The organism is Nocardioides sp. P5_E3 (assembly GCF_054049275.1).
On record NZ_JBFUMR010000007.1, the window covers coordinates 122271 to 140332 of the forward strand.

At 72.4% G+C, this 18062-nt stretch carries 19 protein-coding genes; 10 read left to right on the top strand and 9 right to left on the bottom strand.

All coding sequences use genetic code 11. From position 1 onward, the window contains the following. Window positions 1-23: 23 nt before the first annotated feature. Entirely contained in the window at window positions 24-1226 is a 1203-nt protein-coding gene (locus tag ACXJKB_RS06130; RefSeq protein WP_457186416.1) for an ATP-binding protein, read from the top strand. 4 nt (window positions 1227-1230) lie between these two features. Here ACXJKB_RS06130 and ACXJKB_RS06135 read toward each other — a convergent pair whose 3' ends face one another. Beyond that, window positions 1231-2646, bottom strand: a complete 1416-nt coding sequence (locus ACXJKB_RS06135) for a dihydrolipoyl dehydrogenase family protein (RefSeq protein WP_457186418.1) — start codon at window positions 2644-2646, stop codon at window positions 1231-1233. Window positions 2647-2837: 191 nt separating this feature from the next. Between ACXJKB_RS06135 and ACXJKB_RS06140 the strand changes: the two genes are divergently transcribed. After that, window positions 2838-3815: a TerC family protein gene (locus ACXJKB_RS06140; RefSeq protein WP_457186420.1), complete on the top strand. Its 978-nt coding sequence runs from the start codon at window positions 2838-2840 to the stop codon at window positions 3813-3815. Between the two features lie 30 nt (window positions 3816-3845). Here the strand turns inward: ACXJKB_RS06140 and ACXJKB_RS06145 are convergent, their stop codons facing one another. Then, on the bottom strand, window positions 3846-4469 hold the full coding sequence (locus ACXJKB_RS06145) for a LysE family translocator (protein WP_457186422.1): 624 nt from the start codon (window positions 4467-4469) through the stop codon (window positions 3846-3848). A 230-nt stretch (window positions 4470-4699) separates the two neighbouring features. Here ACXJKB_RS06145 and ACXJKB_RS06150 point away from each other — a divergent pair, with 230 nt between their 5' ends. From ACXJKB_RS06150 to ACXJKB_RS06165, 4 genes are all read left to right on the top strand, one after another. Continuing rightward, the gene (locus ACXJKB_RS06150; RefSeq protein WP_457186424.1) at window positions 4700-5164 is read left to right on the top strand and encodes a DUF2087 domain-containing protein; all 465 of its coding nucleotides are present in this window, start codon (window positions 4700-4702) and stop codon (window positions 5162-5164) included. A gap of 17 nt (window positions 5165-5181) precedes the next feature. Next, window positions 5182-5523, top strand: coding sequence for a UBP-type zinc finger domain-containing protein (locus tag ACXJKB_RS06155; RefSeq protein WP_457186426.1), 342 nt, complete (start codon window positions 5182-5184; stop codon window positions 5521-5523). Between the two features lie 96 nt (window positions 5524-5619). Then, complete coding sequence (locus tag ACXJKB_RS06160) at window positions 5620-6402, top strand: glycerophosphodiester phosphodiesterase family protein (RefSeq protein ID WP_457186428.1); 783 nt, start codon at window positions 5620-5622, stop codon at window positions 6400-6402. Window positions 6403-6455: 53 nt separating this feature from the next. After that, window positions 6456-7385, top strand: a complete 930-nt coding sequence (locus ACXJKB_RS06165; RefSeq protein ID WP_457186430.1) for a DUF5926 family protein — start codon at window positions 6456-6458, stop codon at window positions 7383-7385. A 141-nt stretch (window positions 7386-7526) separates the two neighbouring features. Here ACXJKB_RS06165 and ACXJKB_RS06170 read toward each other — a convergent pair whose 3' ends face one another. From ACXJKB_RS06170 to ACXJKB_RS06200, 7 genes are all read right to left on the bottom strand, one after another. After that, window positions 7527-8267: a hypothetical protein gene (locus ACXJKB_RS06170; RefSeq protein ID WP_457186432.1), complete on the bottom strand. Its 741-nt coding sequence runs from the start codon at window positions 8265-8267 to the stop codon at window positions 7527-7529. 16 nt (window positions 8268-8283) lie between these two features. Further along, window positions 8284-9318, bottom strand: coding sequence for an adenylate/guanylate cyclase domain-containing protein (locus tag ACXJKB_RS06175; RefSeq protein WP_457186434.1), 1035 nt, complete (start codon window positions 9316-9318; stop codon window positions 8284-8286). Window positions 9319-9322: 4 nt separating this feature from the next. Further along, a complete protein-coding gene (locus ACXJKB_RS06180) occupies window positions 9323-9697 on the bottom strand; it encodes a cyclic nucleotide-binding domain-containing protein (RefSeq protein WP_457186436.1) in 375 nt (124 codons plus the stop codon). Window positions 9698-9786: 89 nt separating this feature from the next. Continuing rightward, the gene (locus ACXJKB_RS06185) at window positions 9787-11013 is read right to left on the bottom strand and encodes an arginine deiminase (protein WP_457186438.1); all 1227 of its coding nucleotides are present in this window, start codon (window positions 11011-11013) and stop codon (window positions 9787-9789) included. Window positions 11014-11075: 62 nt separating this feature from the next. Continuing rightward, entirely contained in the window at window positions 11076-12191 is a 1116-nt protein-coding gene (locus tag ACXJKB_RS06190; RefSeq protein WP_457186440.1) for a GNAT family N-acetyltransferase, read from the bottom strand. 11 nt (window positions 12192-12202) lie between these two features. Next, a complete protein-coding gene (locus tag ACXJKB_RS06195) occupies window positions 12203-12808 on the bottom strand; it encodes a TMEM165/GDT1 family protein (RefSeq protein ID WP_457186442.1) in 606 nt (201 codons plus the stop codon). Window positions 12809-12841: 33 nt separating this feature from the next. Then, window positions 12842-13678, bottom strand: a complete 837-nt coding sequence (locus ACXJKB_RS06200; RefSeq protein WP_457186444.1) for a prephenate dehydratase — start codon at window positions 13676-13678, stop codon at window positions 12842-12844. 69 nt (window positions 13679-13747) lie between these two features. On the opposite strand from ACXJKB_RS06200, the gene ACXJKB_RS06205 reads away from it, so the two are divergent. The 4 genes from ACXJKB_RS06205 (at window position 13748) to kdpB (ending at window position 18051) form a co-directional block, all read left to right on the top strand. Next, window positions 13748-14140 (top strand): DUF4446 family protein, encoded by a 393-nt coding sequence (locus tag ACXJKB_RS06205; protein WP_299930552.1) that lies wholly within the window; start codon window positions 13748-13750, stop codon window positions 14138-14140. Window positions 14141-14234: 94 nt separating this feature from the next. After that, window positions 14235-14327, top strand: a complete 93-nt coding sequence (locus ACXJKB_RS06210) for a potassium-transporting ATPase subunit F (RefSeq protein WP_457186446.1) — start codon at window positions 14235-14237, stop codon at window positions 14325-14327. Then, window positions 14324-15982 (top strand): potassium-transporting ATPase subunit KdpA, encoded by a 1659-nt coding sequence (gene kdpA / locus ACXJKB_RS06215; RefSeq protein ID WP_457186448.1) that lies wholly within the window; start codon window positions 14324-14326, stop codon window positions 15980-15982. Before ACXJKB_RS06210 ends, kdpA begins: the two co-directional genes overlap by 4 nt. Continuing rightward, entirely contained in the window at window positions 15979-18051 is a 2073-nt protein-coding gene (gene kdpB / locus ACXJKB_RS06220) for a potassium-transporting ATPase subunit KdpB (protein WP_457186450.1), read from the top strand. The genes kdpA and kdpB overlap by 4 nt, the downstream gene beginning before the upstream one ends. Window positions 18052-18062 lie beyond the last annotated feature (11 nt).

Genomic DNA, 18062 nt, shown 5'->3' on the forward strand with positions numbered 1-18062 from the left:
AGATTGCTGAATAGGGTCTGATCGTGGACCCGATCCGGAACCCCTATGCCCCCGGCGCCGGGCAGCGCCCGCCCGAGCTCGCCGGCCGCGACGAGCAGCTCGCCGCGTTCGGCGTCGTCCTGGAGCGGGTCGCCAACGGCCGTCCCGAGCGCAGCCTCGTGCTCACCGGGCTGCGTGGCGTCGGCAAGACCGTCCTGCTCAACGCGCTGCGGGGTGCGGCCGTGCGCAAGGGCTGGGGGACCGGCAAGCTCGAGGCCCGACCCGGCCAGGGGCTCCGCCGTCCGTTGAGCAGCGCGCTGCACCAGGCGGTGCGCGAGCTCGGGCACCGCGACGAGGACTCGGTCGACCACGTCCTCGGTGTCATCAAGTCCTTCGCGCACCGCGACTCCGGCGCGGGGGCCAAGCTCAAGGACCAGTGGAGCCCCGGCATCGACGCCGCCGCCGTCCGCGGTCGCGCCGACTCCGGCGACATCGAGATCGACCTCGTCGAGCTGTTCACCGACCTCGGCGGACTCGCCGCCGACGTCGGCAAGGGCATCGGCATCTTCATCGACGAGATGCAGGACCTCGGCCCCGACGACGTGTCCGCGCTGTGCGCCGCCTGCCACGAGCTCAGCCAGTCGGGCCTGCCCGTCATCGTCGTCGGCGCCGGCCTCCCGCACCTGCCCGCCGTGCTGAGCGCGAGCAAGTCCTACAGCGAGCGGCTCTTCCGCTACCAGCGCATCGACCGGCTCTCCCGCGAGGCCGCCGACCGCGCGCTGGAGGCGCCCGCCGCGGACGAGGACGCCGCGTACGAGGCCGACGCACTCGCCGCGATGTACGACGCCACCGGCGGCTACCCCTACTTCATCCAGGCCTACGGCAAGGCCGTGTGGGACCTCGCGCCCCGCTCGCCGATCACCGCCGCCGACTTCGCCGTCGCCGCGCCCGAGGCCGAGTCCGAGCTCGCCGTCGGCTTCTTCGGCTCACGCTACGAGCGCGCGACGCCGGGGGAGCGCGACTACCTGATGGCGATGGCCGACGTCGCGCTGACCCAGGCGGGTGCCGGCGGCGACGAGGACTCCGTCCCCAGCTCCGACGTGGCCGCGTCCCTCGGCAAGAAGCCCCAGTCGCTCTCCCCGGCCCGCGACTCGCTGCTGAAGAAGGGCCTCGTCTACTCCGGGGAGAGGGGCCGGATCGCCTTCACCGTCCCCCACTTCGGGCGCTACCTCCGCGAGCGCGGCTGAGCGGTCAGGCGGGCGGGGGAGTCCGGAAGGACGGCGGCAGCTCCTCGAGGAGCCGGAGCCAGAGCTCCGAGGCGGTGGGGTACGACGGCACGGCGTGGCGCAGCACGTGCACCGGCACGCCGCCGGTGATCGCAACGGTCGCCGCGTGGAGCATCTCCCCGGCACCGGGGCCGACGAAGGTGGCGCCGAGCAGCAGGCGGGTGTGGGCGTCGACGACCAGCTGGGACTCGCCGGCGACGTGGTCGCGCAGCAGGCTGGTTCCGGCGGCCGAGCTGGTCGGGACCCGGGTCACCACCACCTCGTGACCCTCGTCGCGGGCCTGGGCCTCGGTGAGCCCGACGCTGGCGACCTCGGGCTCGGCGAAGACGACCTGGGGCACCGGCGCCTCGCGGTCGGGCTCCCACGCGACCTCGCCCGCGGCGCGGGCCGCGATCCGGGCCCCGACCACCCGGGCCTGGTGCTTGCCCCAGTGGGTGAGCGGCGGGCCGCCGGTGGCGTCGCCAACGGCGTAGAGCCACTCGGGCAGCCGGCCCCCGGTGACGTGGTCGGCCGTCAGGTCGACCGACGACAGGCCCAGGTCGTCGAGCCGCGGGCTCCGGCCGATGGCGAGCAGCACCTCGTCGGCCTCCAGCTCGCCGTGGGTGGTGGTCAGTGTGACGGGGCCGCCGTGGATGCGCCCGGTGCCGGTGGCCTCGGGGTCCGAGCGGCGTACGTCCTCGACGGAGGTCCCGAGCAGGACGGTCACGCCGCGCTCGCGCAGCCCGGCGAGCACGGCCTCGCCGGCGAAGGGCTCGGTCCGGCTCAGCAGCTGGTGGCCGCGCACGACCAGGGTCACCGACGATCCGAGCGCGGCCATCCAGGTCGCCGCCTCGCAGGCCACGACTCCGCCGCCGACGACGACCAGGCGCTCGGGCACGTCGACGACACCGGTGGCGTCGCGCGAGTCCCACGGCAGCGCGTCGGCGTACGCCTCGGGGACGTGCGCCGCGCTGCCGGTGGCGATCACCACGGCCCGCCGCGCCCGGACGACGACGTCGCCGTCGGCCGAGGAGACCCGCACCGTCCGCTCACCGGTGATCCGGGCGTCGCCGCGCAGCACCGCGAGACCTGCACCCTTCGCCCAGTCGGCCTGGCCGGAGTCGTCGTAGTGGGAGACCCACGTGTCGCGGCGCTCGAGCAGCGCCTTGGGTGCGACGTGCGCCGTCGAGACGCCCGGCAGGTCGGCCGTCACGTCGGCCACCGCGATCGGGCGCAGCAGCGCCTTGCTGGGGATGCACGCCCAGTAGCTGCACTCGCCGCCGAGCAGCTCGCGCTCGATCAGGACCGCCGTCATGCCGGTGCCCGCCACGGCGTACTGCGCGGCGTTCTCCCCGGCGGGGCCGGCACCGATGACCACGACGTCGTACTCGAAGGTCTCCATGCCGGGACCCTACGGGTGCGCGACACCGATGCGGGCTCCGCTTGCCCGTTCAACTAAACTCTGCCGCGAGGGGAGTACCCCACCAACCTCCGTCGGTCACTACGGCGCCTCAGCAGGCGCCCCGGCGGGGACCGGCACCAGCACGCGGAGCCGGCGGGAGAGACCTCAGGAATTCACACCTGAGGAGATCCATGTCGTCCATCGCGTCCCCCACCCTGTGGTTCGTCACCATCGGAGTGGTGCTCGCCCTGCTCGTCGTCGACTTCATCGCCACCCGCCGTCCGCACGAGGTCTCGATGAAGGAGGCCATCGGCTGGTCGGCGTTCTACGTCGCGCTGCCGTTGACCTTCGGCCTCTACGTCTGGAACGTCCACGGCGGCGACCGCGGGTTGGAGTACTACACCGGCTACCTCGTCGAGAAGACGTTGAGCGTCGACAACCTGTTCGTCTTCATGCTGCTCCTCGCTGCCTTCGCGGTGCCCGAGGTGCTCAAGCAGCGGGTGCTGCTCTACGGCATCATCGGCGCGCTCGTGCTGCGCGGCATCTTCATCGCCCTCGGCGCCGCCGCCCTGTCCCGCTTCGACTGGGTGTTCCTGATCTTCGGCGCGGTCCTGCTGCTCACCGGCGTCAAGCTGCTGCGTGACGCGATCCGCGGCCAGGAGCACGACGTCGACGTGGCCGAGATGCGCATCGTCAAGCTGCTGCGCCGCTTCATGCCGGTCAGCGACGAGTACGACGGCGCGAAGCTCACCGTCGTCAGGAAGGGCGTGCGGATGCTGACGCCCTTCGCGCTCGTGACCGCCGCCGTGTTCGCCACCGACATCGTGTTCGCCGTCGACTCGGTGCCGGCGGTCTACGGCATCACCGGCGACCCCTACCTCGTCTTCGTCACCAACGCGTTCGCCCTGCTCGGCCTCCGGGCGCTCTACTTCGTGCTCGAGGGCGCACTCAGCGCCCTGGTGCACCTGAGCTACGGCCTGGCCGCGATCCTGGGCTTCATCGGGTTCAAGCTGGTGCTGCACTGGGCGCACCTGGTGTGGCCGTCGGTCCCCGACGTGCCGACCCTCGCCTCGCTGTTCGTGATCGTCGGCATCCTGGCCGTCACGGTCACCACGAGCCTGGTCGCCAGCCGCCGGCAGCAGGCGCGCGAGCTGGAGTCCGTGGGCTGACCTCGTCGCGACCCGGCCTCAGCACCAGGGCTACTCGACGGCGAGCATGGTCGCGCCGAGGCCGACCATCATCGTGCCGCCGGTGGCGCTGAGGGTGTCGAGCCGGGTGGGACGGCGCGCGAACCACGAGCGTGCCGTCCCCGCGGCGATCGCCCACGTGCTGTCGGACACGGCGGCCAGGACGCCGAAGACGAGGCCGAGCAGCATCGTCTGGAGCGCCACCGGCCCGCTCGGGTCGGTGAACTGCGGGAGGAAGGCCACGAAGAACACGATGGTCTTCGGGTTGGTCGCCCCGACGGTGAAGCCGATCCGCACCGGGTGCCCGCGCCGGACCGGCGCCTCGGCGGCCATCGCGAGCCGGGCGTCGCTGCGGTGCCGGATCGCCTGCACGCCGAGCCACACGACGTACGCCGCGCCGAGGACCTTCACCGCGGTGTACGCCGTCGCGCTCGCGGCCACGACGGCACCGAGCCCGACGGCGACCAGGACGACCTGGGCCACCAGCCCGAGGGCGTTGCCGACCACCGAGAGCAGCGCCTCGCGCCGGCCGACGGTCAGCGCGCGGCCGATGGTGAAGAGCAGGCTCGGGCCCGGCACCTGGATGAACAGGATCGAGGCGACGAGGAAGGCGGCCCACTGGCTCGACGACGGCATGGCCACAGTGTGGGGCCGCGACGGTGCGAGGGGAAAGTGCTTTGCCGTGGCCGCTGAGTCTCTGGGAGACTCAGGGCACAGGGCGCCGTCCACCGCCCAGCCCGACGCGCCGGCCCCAGTCCGCGTACACGGCGAAGGGGAGCAGATCCTCGGGCATCCATGAGTCAGGTTCGTCGACGCCCGCTGCAGCGGCGTACTGGGGGCGCAGCGCAGTCGAAGGTGATCGACCCATGACCAGGAACAGTGACTTCAAGCAGGTCGTCCGCGCCCGCATGGCCGCGACCGGCGAGGGCTACACAGCCGCGCGTGCGGCGCTCGAGCAGGAGGCGTACGACGCCGCCCGCGCCGAGCAGGAGCGACTCGTCGGCCGGCTCTTCACCGACGGGCGCATCGAGCGGGTGCCGGCCAAGCGCAAGGTGCGCGCGGCCGTGCTGCTCGAGGTGCTCAGCCGCTTCGAGCCCGGCCGCGACTACTCCGAGCCCGAGGTCAACGAGGTGCTGCTCGGGGTGCACGAGGACTTCGCCTACCTGCGCCGCGAGCTGGTGAACTACCGCTACCTCGAGCGGGCGGACGGTCGCTACCGGACCGTCGCGCAGGCATCGGCGCGCTCGGTGATCGAGCGGCAGGAGATCCCGGCCTGGGAGGCGCACTGGCTCCCCGGCTTCCTCGCGGGGGACTTCCGCCGCGAGGGGTGACGCGGCAGGCTGGGGCCATGACGGCAGGCATCGATCCAGAGGCAGGCCCCTCGGGCACCGGGTGCAAGGAGTGCGACAACGCCGGTGGCTGGTGGGTGCACCTGCGCCGGTGCGCCCAGTGCGGGCACATCGGGTGCTGCGACTCCAGCCCCTCCCAGCACGCGACCGCGCACTACGAGGCGACCGGTCACCCGGTGATGCAGAGCTTCGAGCCGGGCGAGGACTGGTTCTGGGACTTCAGCCGCTCCGTGGGCGTGTCCGGCCCCCGGCTGGCCGACCCCCAGAGCCGGCCCGACGACCAGACCGTGCCGGGTCCGGTCGACCGGGTGCCGGACGACTGGCGGGACCACGTCCACTAGGTTTTTCCGTCCCCCGGGGTGCCGTGTCGCGCGCCCCGCGCATGTCAAGGTGTGCCCATGCGACGTACGCCGCGCGCCCGCCGCGACCGTCCGGTCGTGGACCGACCGCAGGTCGTGGCCCACCGCGGCAGCAGCCACGAGACCGCCGAGCACACGCTCGGCGCCTACGTGAAGGCGCTCGACGAGGGTGCCGAGGCCCTGGAGTGCGACGTCCGGCTGACCGCCGACGGGCACCTCGTGTGCATGCACGACCGCAGCTTGAGGCGTACGACGGCCACGCCCGGGATCGTGTCGACGATGAACCTCGCGGAGCTCGACGAGCTCGACTTCGCCTCGTGGAAGAACCCGTGGGCCGAGCTCGACGACGACGCCCCCGCCCGCGACCCGGAGGCCGGGAAGGTGCTCACGCTGCGCAAGCTGCTGGAGACGGTGGCCGACTACGACCGCCGCGTCGAGCTGGCCGTGGAGACCAAGCACCCCACCCGCTACGGCGGGCTGGTCGAGCGGCGCCTCGTCGAGGTGCTCGGCGACTTCGGGTGGGACCGGGCCGGGTCGCCGGCGCGGGTGATGAGCTTCTCCCTCAGTGCCGTGAACCGGGTGCGCCGGCTCGCGCCGGAGCTCGACGTCGTGATGCTGGTCGAGAAGGCGCACCACTGGCCCGTGCTGCGCCCGGTCGTCGGTGACGACTGGGTCATCGGCCCCGGGATCAAGGAGCTGCGCGAGCACCCCGGGCTGGGGCGGCACCTGGTCAGGGAGGGCCGCGAGATCCACGTGTGGACGGTCAACACCGCCGAGGACCTCGACCTCTGCCTCGACCTCGGCGTCACCGCGGTCATCAGCGACCGGCCCGGCTACATGCTGGAGCTGCTGGGGAGCTGATGCCTCGCTGGCCGCCCTCGGCGGCCCGAGGGGCGGACAACTAGGGTTCGGCCATGGCCAAGAAGTCCCGCAACCGCACCCAGTCCGCACCCGCCGCCGGCGAGGTCGGCCCCCGCCAGCCCTGTCCGTGCGGCTCGGGCAAGCGCTACAAGGCCTGCCACGGTGCGGCCGGCGGCGCAGCCCCCACCTTCGTCGCCCGTCCCTTCGAGGGCATGCCGAGCGAGTGCGACGTGATCGCGCTGCGCGAGCTGGTCCCGGCCGCCACGGCCCCCCTCACGCTGAAGGAGGGCGACCGGACCGTCCGCCTCGCCACCCTGCTGCCCGGCGCCGCGCCGGCGATGGTGCGTGAGTCGGGCGACATCTGGCTCGGCCTGCAGGTCCAGCACTCCTACGGCAACCCGGCCCGCGACCTGGGCGCCGTCCTCGAGGCCGCGCTGGCCACCGAGGAGCCGGGCATCGTCGGCCTGATGACCGCGCCCGGCGACGGCCCCAGCATCCAGGACCTGATCAGCGACTCCAGCCTCGACATCACCGTGCACGACGGCTTCGAGTACTGGATCGACGACATCCCCGATCGTGACGCGACCATGGAGGCGGCGCTCGAGCAGGCCAACGACGGCGTGATGCCGACCAGCCGGTTGACGTCGGTCGAGGCGGCGTACTGGACCAACGTCGGCACCAAGGAGCACCTGCGCTGGGTGATGCCGCACCCCGAGGACGAGCTGCTCGACGCGCTCGCCCGCCTGCACGCCGCCGGTCAGGATTCCGTGGCCGAGGACTCCCGGTTCGTCGGGATGTTCCGCGCGCACGGTCTCCTCGCGCCCGTCTGGGACCTCCCGGTCGGCACCGGCGCCGAGGTGCTGGAGGGGCCGGCCGCGACGTTCGCCGCGGACCTGGACGAGGCGCTGAAGGGCGGGGAGCTGAGCGCAGCCGAGCGGTCTGCGCGGGCAGGACTCGCCAACCGTCAGGTGACGATCCGGTAAGTCCCGGTCCACCATCTGACCACGGCTCGAACACAACGGATTCAACGGTTGTGCCCGCCCTTCCGGGCGGAGTAGATTCGCCACTGCCCGGTCGTTGTTGTTTCCCCCGTCAACAACGACCGGGCTTTCTATTTCTCGGGGTCACCAGGCCGCATGTCGGCCGGCCCCGCTCAGGCGCCGGGTGATCGCCGAGCCCCACCAGACGATCGCTGCGAGCAGGGCGGCGAGCACCCACGCCCGGATGTCGTACGTCGCCAGGACGAAGGCGACGATCGCTCCGAAGCCCCCCACGAGCATCAGCGCATCGGTCGGTCGCCTGCGCGCGGCGACGGTGAGCGGCATGCGGTCCGACCAGCCGAGCCCGGCCCGGCGGCTCTCGCGAACCGTGCCGTAGGCGCGCGCGAGCAGTCCCGTCAGGGTGAGGAGGTAGAGCCCGTCGACGAGCACGGCGTGCGTGCCGGTCAGCGCCGGGTGCACGTGGTCCCCGCCGGTGGTGTCCGACAGCGCCACGATGGTGCCGTCGACCCGGTGGGCGACAGCCCGCTCGCCGAGGTCGACCACCCGCCCGTGGTCGGCGGGCAGCACGTCGACGAGGTCGCTGTCGCCGGGCGGGGCATCGATGTCGCTGACGTACCAGGCCACCATGCGGGTGCGGACGGCGTCGTTGCTCGGACCCAGCTCGACGGGCCCCTGTGCGAGGCAGTCGGCGCGGATCTGCTCGGTGCAGCTGACCCCGGCGCTGAGCACGCGCGCCTCGTGGACCGACGTTCGCAGGTCGACCAGGAGGAAGAGGACCACCACGACGAAGATCGCGCTGCAACCGGCCACCACCCAGAGGACGGCCCCCCGCAGGACGTGCTCGCTGGCCGCCTCCGGGTGCATGGGCCGAGACTAGGCCTCAGTCCGCCGAGCGAGCCCGGACGCGCCAGGCCTCGAGGTGGGTGAACCCCTTGGCCGTGATCCGGCGGGCGCGGCGGAAACGCCACGGCGCCTCGCCGTCGTGCTCCCCGATGCCCTCGCTGCCGTTCTTGCTGTCGAGCGCCTCGTGGACGCCCGCGTCGACCAGCACGCTGCCCGGCCGGGCGGCCGACGTCAGGCGGGAGGCGGCGTTGACCGTCGAGCCGAACACGTCGCCGAGGCGTCGTACGACGGCCCCGTGGGCGATGCCGGCCCGCACCGCCGGGAAGGGGTCGTCCGCGTCGGCTCCCCGGGAGGCGAGCTCGAGCGCGACCGCCACGGCGGCGGCCGGGTCGGCGACGGTGAACAGGACCTCGTCGCCGATCGTCTTGATGACCTGACCGCCGTGGTCGACGACGAGCGCGGTGGTCCCCTGCTCGAAGCCGTCCACCCACTGCACGAGCGCGGCGCCGTCGAGGCTGCGGCTCTGGGTGGTGTAGCCGACGATGTCGACGAAGCAGACCGACAGCTGCGACTCGGTGGCGGTCAGGGTGCTGGCGTCGTCGAGCAGGTGCTCCGCAGCGCTGGCGAGGTGCCGGCGCCAGACGTAGCTCTGCAGTGCCTCGACGCGGGGGAGCACGTCGCCGGCGAGGTCGGCCAGTCCGCCTGCCGGGTCGGCCGGGTCGCTGCCGTCGGCGACCAGCCCGGCGAGCAGGCTGGTCTGCCACTCGGCGAGCCGGGCGTAGCTGCGACCCCAGGTGCGGACGAGCGCGGCCTGCGAATCCGGCGGCAGGATCCCGATCCGGACGAGCTCGGCCGACAGCCGCAGCGCCTCCACGTCAGCCTCGACGAACGCGACGTCGTCGTCGGCGCGGTGCGGGAAGCCGAGCTGGTGCCAGAGCGTGATCGCGAGGTCGAGCGGCACGCCGGCGCGCTCGGCCACCTCGACGCGGGTCAGGCTCGGCTCCTCGCCGAGCAGGAACGCGCCCAGCGCTCGTGCGGTGTCGGGCCCGGCGTCTGGATCGGCTTCGCCCACCCGGTCAGCCTCCCTCGAGGCGCCCCGCCGCGGCGGCGCGGAGCGCGGTGCCGAAGGACGGGACCTGCTCGACGAGGTCCTCGATCGTGTCGCGGGTGAAGTGGACGACCTTGAGCGGCGTCAGCGCGACGACGCTGGCCGACCGGAGGGTGCGGTTGACGATCGCGCCCTCGCCCACGACGGACCCGGGGCCGAGGATGGCGATCTCGACGCCGCCCTTGCGGACCGACACCTCGCCCTCGGTGATGAGGTACGCCTTGTCGGCGGGGGTGCTCTCGGCGATGGGCGACCAGCCCTGCGGGAGCGTCAGCGCGCGACCCGCTGCGAGCACCCGCCGGGCGTCGGCGGGGTCGAGGGCGTCCAGGATCGATTCGGTCATGCCCCCTCAACGAGCCAGGGGCGTGAACGTGATGCCTCCGCGGACGATCGGGTCAACGGGTGTGCACCGAGCGCACACCCCGGCCCGGGTCAGTCCTCGTGCAGCGGCTCGCGCGAGACCGGGCAGCTCATGCAGCGCGGGCCACCGCGACCCGACCCGAGCTCCGAGCCGGCGATCCTGACGACCTCGATGCCGGCGTCCTCGAGCCGGTCGTTGGTCTCGTCGTTCCGCTCGTAGGCGACCGCCACCCGCGGCGCCAGGGCCAGGGTGTTGTTGCCGTCGTCCCACTGCTCACGCTCGGCGGTGACCGGGTCGAGGCCGGTGTCGATCTGGTGGAGGGTGTCGATCTGCATCGCCTTGGCCGCAGCGACGAGGAAGGGCTCGGAGTCGCTGACGCTCAGGGTGAGGTCGGACTCGCCCGAGCCCGGGTCGTCGAGCGTCACCGTCACGGCGCGGAGGTTGTCGGCGACGTTGGGGTACATCACGACCTTGTCGACGTCGACCATCGTGCAGACGGTGTCGAGGTGCATCGTCGCCCGCTCCTGGGCGATCGGCACCGCGAGCACCGTGTGGGCGAGGTCGGCGTGGAAGACCTGGCGGGCGAGCCGCTCGACGCCGGCGGGCGTCGTACGCTCCCCGACGCCGACGGCGATCACGCCCGGCGCCAGGAGCAGGACGTCGCCGCCCTCGACGTGCTCGTTGTGCCAGCCGTGGATCTTGCGGGTGCCGGCGAAGCGCGGGTGCTCGGTGTAGATCAGCTCGGTCAGCTGGGTCTCGCGCTTGCGCGCGGGCATCGCGAGGCTGGTGACGGCCACGCGGTCGCGCACCCACACGCTGGAGTCGCGGGTGAAGAGCAGGTTGGGCAGCGGGTCGATGAGGAAGTCGTGCGGGTCGAGCAGGCTGGTGACCAGGCCGTGCCCGCCCTTGACCTCGTCGTTGCGGATGCCCGCGGTCAGCACGTCGGTCAGCTCGGCCGGCGAGAGCTCGCGCAGCGCCTGTGCGAGGTAGCGCCGCATGGTGTCACCGAGGTGCAGCCCCGACAGCGCGCTCGTGATCGCGTGGTTGCGGGCCATCTCGCTCTCGAGCGTCTCGGTGAGCAGCTCGGTCAGGTAGAGCACCTCCACGCCACGGGTGCGCAGCGTCTCCGCGAACGCGTCGTGCTCCTCCTGCGCCCGGCTGACCCACGGGATGCCGTCGAAGAGCAGGCGGTCGTTGTTGCGGGGCGTGAGCCGCTTCAGCTCGTTGCCGGGGCGGTGGAGCATGACGGTGGCCAGGCGGCCGACCTCGCTGTCGGCTCCGTGCGGGGTGGTGACCATAGGCGGGACTCTAGCGCTCGCCCGGGGCTCCGACGTACGCGGAAGCAGCGGCCGCAGGCGGGTCAGGACTGCCCCCGCCACTCCTCGCGGAGGAGGGCGTACTCGTAGGAGTCGGTCCACCGGCCCTTGGACCAGAAGTCCCCGAGCCGATGGGTCTCTCGGCGCATGCCGAGGCGCTCGCAGAGGGCGGCGGAGCGGTCGTTGCGGGCGTCGAGGTTGGCGACGATGCGACGCAGGCCGTAGTGCTCGAAGCCGAGGCGGAGCACGGCCCGCGCGGCCTCGGTGGCGTAGCCGCGACCGGCGTGCTGGGGGAGGATCGTCCAGCCGATCTCGCCCTCGCTGAGGCCGGTGCCCTGGAGGATGAGGATCGAGTCGCCGACGACCTCGCCGTCGTGCTCGACGACCAGCCCGACGAAGTGCCCGTCGCCCGGCTGGGTGCGGCGGCGCACCATCTCGCGCACCTCGGACGCGTTCATGGTGCCGCTGAGCAGCATGCTGGCGTAGCCCTCGTCGGCCCACGCGTCGATGAAGGCGTCGCCGTCGCGCGGCTCGAAGGGGCGCAGCAGCAGCCGCTCGGTGCGCAACGGCCAGACGGGCGCGACGGGCGTGAGGAACTCCGCGCGCGGCGCGTCGACCCAGGTCTCGCGCACCGTCGACCCGCCGAAGCGCAGCCGGTCGTACGCCGTCATCGGCAGCAGGAGGGACTCGAGGCCCGGCACGGCCAGCACCCCGTCGACGGCCTGGCCGAGCAGGCCGCGCCCGATCGGGTCGTGCGGGTCGCGGCCCAGGATCTCCACCGCGGCCGACGCCTCGGCGACGCGCGCGGTCTTCATCCGGATCCGGATCGGCGTGACCTCCTTGAGGCAGACGTACTGCCCGGAGAGGTAGTGGCCCCACTCGGCCTCGGCGGTGGCGGGGTCGTCCGGCCAGAACGCGACGAACCACCTCCGCAGCCGGTCGACCCCGCCGGCGACCTCGGCCAGCTCGCCGTGCGCGGCGGGCACCATCGGCGTGCCGTCGGAGAGGACGTACGACGGCAGCGGCAGGCGGCCGGCCAGCATCTGCTCCATCGCGGCGGGCGTGGCCTCGACGAAGTGCTCGCGCACGTAGGCGTCGTCCTCGGCGGTCATCGGGTGGTCACCGTTGACGGCGACGAAACGGTCCCGGACAGCCGCCACCAGAGGGCCGCTCAGCGCGTCATCTCCCACACGGTCAAGGCTGCCATGAACACGCACACGGCCGCACCCACGTAGTGCAGGACCGAGAGCCTGATCCGCTGGAGGAGCAGCCGGCCGACGATGACCGCCAGGCCGGAGACGGCGAGCAGTGCGCCCCAGGCGCCGAGGAACACCGACACCGGGTCGTCGTACTTGGCGACGAGGGAGATGGTCAGCAGCTGCGACAGGTCGCCCCACTCGGCGGCGAAGAGGACCAGGAACGAGGTCACCACGACCTTGAGGCCGTGGGCGGCGGAGTCGGACTTGGCGGCGAACTCGTCCTCCTGGGCGTTCTCGTCGGCGTCGGCGGTGCGCGCGGCGCGGAAGAGGATGATCGCGCCGATCACGAACATCACGGCGGCGACCGTGTGGATCAGCTGCTCGGGCAGGAACGAGGCGGCCTTGCCGATGCCGACCGCCACGGCCGTCTGGACCAGGAAGGCCAGCCCGACGCCGATCCAGACGAAGAGCGGCCGCATCTTCGTCGACATCACCAGGGTGGCGATGAAGGTCTTGTCGGGGAGCTCGACGACGAAGATGGCGCCGAAGGCGAGGGCCACGACGAGGGGATCGATCACCGGCTGAGTGTCGCAGTCACCCGGCGCGAGCTCTCAGTCGGCCCGGAAGGCGTCGGCGGGGTAGACGCCGAGGACCTTCACCTCGGTGGTGAAGAACGCCAGCTCCTCCAGCGCGTTGCGCACACCCGGGTCGTCGGGGTGGCCGTCCACCTCCGCGAGGAACTGGGTGGCGGTGAAGTGCCCGCCGACCATGTAGCTCTCCAGCTTGGTCATGTTGACGCCGTTGGTCGCGAAGCCGCCGAGCGCCTTGTAGAGCGCGGCGGGAAGGTTGCGCACGTTGAAGATGAACGTCGTCACGACCGGGCCGTTGCCGGCGGGCGCCTGCTCGAAGTCGCGGGACAGCACCACGAAGCGGGTGGTGTTGTGGTCCTCGTCCTCGATCTCCTCGCGCAGCACCTGCAGGCCGTAGATCCCGGCGGCCAGCGGCGGGGCGATCGCCGCCTGGGTCGGGTCCCCGGACTCCGCGACCTCGCGGGCGGCCCCCGCGGTGTCGCCCGCCACGACGGGCGTCAGACCGAGCTCGCGGATCACGCCGCGACACTGGCCGAGGGCGTGGACGTGGCTGTGCACCGTGCGGAGCGAGTCCAGGCTCGCCTCCGGCAGCGCCATGAGGGAGAACTGGATGCGCAGGAACCGCTCGCCCACGATGTGCAGGTCGGAGGTCGGGAGGAAGTGGTGGATGTCGGCCACCCGCCCGGCGATCGAGTTGTCGATCGGGATCATCGCCAGGTCGGCCTCGCCGCCCTCGACGGCCGCGAAGGCGTCCTCGAACGACGCGCACGGCAGCGGCTCCCAGTCGGGGTAGGCCTGCTGGCACACCAGGTGGGAGTTGGCTCCGGGCTCTCCCTGGTAGGCGATGCGTCGAGTCACGTCGGCGAGTGTGTCACCTCCGGCCGTGTCCGCCGGGCCGTGACCAGTCGCCGAACATAGGGTCAGCCCATGCTCGATGTGGTCGCCGTCGTCCTTGCTGCCGTCGCCTGCGCGCTCGCCGCGCTCGCCCTCCGTCGTACGACGACACGCACCGGCGGCGAGGGGGTCGACGCGCTGCCCGAGGACGTGCACGGCCTGCGGCAGGAGGTCGCGGCCCTCAAGGCGGAGAGCGCCGACGCGCTGAGGCACCTCTCGGTCGTTCGCTACGACGCGTTCGGCGACGTCGGCGGGCACCTGAGCTGGAGCCTCGCGGTGCTCGACGACGCAGGTCACGGGGTCGTCCTGACGTCGATCCATGGACGGAGCGAGGCCCGCACCTACGCCAAGTCCATCTCCTCCTGGTCGTGCGAGCAGCAGCTCTCGCCCGAGGAGGAGGAGGCGATCGAGCACGCCCGCCCCTGACGGGTCAGCGAGGGCGCGACAAGTGGGCGTCAAGGACCGCTAAGACGGCGTCAAGACCGGCCCGGGGAGCCCGGCACGGGCTGAGGCTGGAGGCATGTCCTTCTCCAGCAGCCTGCTCGTGGTCGCGGTGGTCCTCATCGCGCTCTACGTCCTCGCGGCCCTGATCTTCCCGGAGCGCTTCGAGTGAGCGACACCGCCTCCGGCCTCCTGACCGTCGCGGCCCTGGTCGCACTCCTCGCCGCGGCCTACGTCCCGGTGGGCGACTTCATGGCGCGCGTGTGGACCAGCACACACCACCTCCGCGTCGAGCGCGCCGTCTACCGCCTCACCGGTGTCGACCCCGACGCCGAGCAGGGCGCCCGGTCCTACGCCACCAGCGTGGTCGGCTTCAGCCTCGTGGGGGTCGTGGTGCTGATGGCCGTCCAGCTCGGCCAGGCCGCGCTGCCGATGGATCGGGGGCTGCCGGGCGTGCCGTTCTGGATGTCGTTCAACACGGCCGTCTCCTTCGTCACCAACACCAACTGGCAGTCCTACGCGGGCGAGTCGACGCTCGGCTTCACCACCCAGATGGCCGGCCTCGCCGTGCAGAACTTCCTCTCCGCCGCGGTCGGGATGGCCGTCGCCGTGGCTCTGATCCGGGGGTTCGTCCGCTCGCGCAGCGCCACGCTGGGCAACTTCTGGGTGGACCTGACCCGGGGCACGATCCGGGTCCTGCTGCCGCTGTCGTTCGTCGCGGCGGTCCTGCTGGTCGCCGGTGGGGTGGTGCAGAGCTTCGCCGACTCCACGATGACCACGCTCGCGGGCCACTCGCAGGTCCTCACCGGCGGACCGGTGGCCAGCCAGGAGGCGATCAAGGAGCTCGGCAACAACGGCGGCGGCTTCTTCAACGCCAACTCCGCCCACCCCTTCGAGAACCCGACCGGGCTCACCAGCTTCTTCGAGGTCTTCCTCATCCTGCTGCTCCCGGTCGCGCTGACCCGCACCCTCGGCACGATGCTCGGCAACCGCCGGCAGGGCCTGGCGGTCCTCGGAGTGATGGGMGTGCTCTGGTCGGTGGCGCTGGCCGTCACGACCTGGGCCGAGGTCGGCGCCCACTCGGCCGCCGCGCAGGCGGCCGGCGCCGCGATGGAGGGCAAGGAGACCCGCTTCGGCGAGTGGGCCTCGGCCCTCTTCGCGGTGGCCACGACGGGTACGTCGACGGGTGCGGTCAACGCGTCCCACGACTCGCTCACCCCGGCCGGCGGCGGCACGGTGCTGGTCAACATGATGCTCGGCGAGATCGTGCCGGGCGGCGTCGGCGCCGGCATCTACGGGATCCTGGTGATGGCGATCCTGGCCGTGTTCGTCGCCGGCCTCATGGTCGGCCGCACGCCGGAGCTGCTCGGCAAGAAGATCAGCGCCCGGCAGATGACCTACGTCGCCCTCTACACGCTGACCACCCCGGCCCTCGTCCTCGTCGGCACCGGCGTCGCCATCGGCCGCGGCGAGACCGCCGATGCGATGGGCAACGCCGGGGCCCACGGCTTCAGCGAGGTGCTCTACGCCTACACCTCCGCGGCCAACAACAACGGCAGCGCCTTCGGCGGCCTCACGGTGACCTCGGACTTCTTCCAGGTCACCCTCGCCCTGGCGATGCTGCTCGGCCGCCTGCTGCCCATCGTGCTGGTCCTGCTGCTCGCCGGGTCGCTGGCCCGTCAGGGAACGGTGCCCGTCACCGCGGGCACGCTGCCCACCCACACACCCCTGTTCGTCGGGATGCTCGTCGGCGTCATCGTGGTGATGACCGGCCTCACCTACTTCCCGGCGCTCGCCCTCGGACCGATCGCAGAGGCACTCGCATGAACACCCCACGACGTTCGTCTCCTCCGCTGCGCTCCCCCGGACAGCGCCGCGGGGACCCCGCAGGACACGCGCTCGTCACCCAGGCCGGGCAGCAGCTGCCCCAGGCCCTCCGCAAGCTCGACCCGCGTCATCTGTGGCGCTCGCCGGTGATGTTCCTGGTGCTCCTCGGCTCGGTCGCGACGACGGTGGCCGCGGTCGCCGATCCGAGCGTCTTCACTGCCTCGATCGCCGTCTGGCTGTGGCTGACCGTGCTCTTCGGCAACCTCGCCGAGGCCGTCGCCGAGGGCCGCGGCAAGGCCCAGGCCGCCTCGTTGAGGGCCACCCGCACCGACACCGTCGCCCGCCTCGTGACCGGCGACGGCGAGACCCCGGTGCCGGCCACCCGGCTCCGCGTCGGCAACCTCGTGGTCGTCGAGGCCGGCGAGGTCGTCCCCGGCGACGGTGACGTGGTCGAGGGCATCGCCTCGGTCGACGAGTCGGCGATCACGGGCGAGTCCGCGCCGGTGATCCGCGAGGCCGGCGGCGACCGCAGCGCCGTCACCGGTGGCACGCGCGTGCTGTCCGACCGCATCGTCGTACGCATCACCGCCGCGGCGGGCGACACCTTCCTCGACAAGATGATCGGGCTCGTCGAGGGCACCTCACGGCGCAAGACCCCCAACGAGATCGCCCTGTCGATCCTGCTCGCCAGCCTCACCCTGGTCTTCCTCGCCGCCGTCGCGACCCTGGCCCCGATGGCGACGTACGCCGGCGCGCCGCAGGACCTCGTCGTCCTGGTCGCGCTGCTCGTCTGCCTGATCCCCACCACGATCGGCGCCCTGCTGTCGGCGATCGGCATCGCCGGCATGGACCGGTTGGTCCGCGTCAACGTGCTCGCCATGTCGGGACGCGCGGTCGAGGCGGCCGGGGACGTCAGCACGCTGCTGCTCGACAAGACCGGCACCATCACGTACGGCAACCGGCAGGCCAGCCGGTTCGTCCCGGCGCCGGGCGTCGCGCAAGACCTGCTGCGAGACAACGCCCGACTGTCCAGCCTCGCGGACCAGACGCCGGAGGGCCGCTCCATCGTGGCCCTGGCCCTCCAGCAGGGCGCTGACGACCACGACCTTCCCAGAGGGGCGACCTTCGTGGAGTTCACCGCCCAGACCCGGATGTCGGGCGTCGACCTCGCCGACGGCACCCGGGTCCGCAAGGGCGCGGGCTCGGCGATCGGCGCCTGGCTGGGCATCGAGCAGCCGCCGGAGGTGCGCGACACCGTCGACGCGATCGCCCGCGACGGAGGTACGCCGCTCGTCATCGGCCGCAAGGACGCCGCGGGCTGCGGCAGCGTGCTCGGCGTCGTCCACCTCAAGGACGTCGTCAAGGAGGGCATGGCCGAGCGGTTCGCCGAGCTGCGGTCGATGGGCATCCGCACGGTGATGATCACCGGCGACAACGCCCTCACCGCCCAGGCCATCGCCGCGGAGGCGGGGGTTGACGACTTCCTCGCCGAGGCCACGCCCGAGGACAAGATGGCCTACATCCGGCGGGAGCAGGAGGGCGGCCGGCTCGTCGCGATGACCGGCGACGGCACCAACGACGCGCCGGCACTGGCCGCCGCCGACGTCGGCGTCGCGATGAACAGCGGCACGGCCGCCGCCAAGGAGGCCGGCAACATGGTCGACCTCGACTCCGACCCGACGAAGCTCATCGACATCGTCGAGATCGGCAAGCAGCTGCTCATCACCCGCGGCGCCCTGACGACCTTCTCCATCGCCAACGACGTCGCGAAGTACTTCGCGATCATCCCGGCGATGTTCGTCGCGGCCTACCCTTCGCTGGACCGGCTCAACGTGATGGGGCTGTCCTCGCCGCAGTCCGCGATCCTCTCGGCGGTCGTCTTCAACGCCCTGGTGATCGTGGCCCTCATCCCGCTGGCCCTGCGCGGCGTGCGGTTCCGCGCCGCGTCGGCGACGTCGGTGCTGCGCCGCAACATCCTCGTCTTCGGCCTCGGCGGCCTCGTCGTGCCGTTCGTCGGCATCAAGCTCATCGACCTGCTCGTCTCGACCGTCCCGGGCCTGAGCTCCTAGAAAGGGGAGGC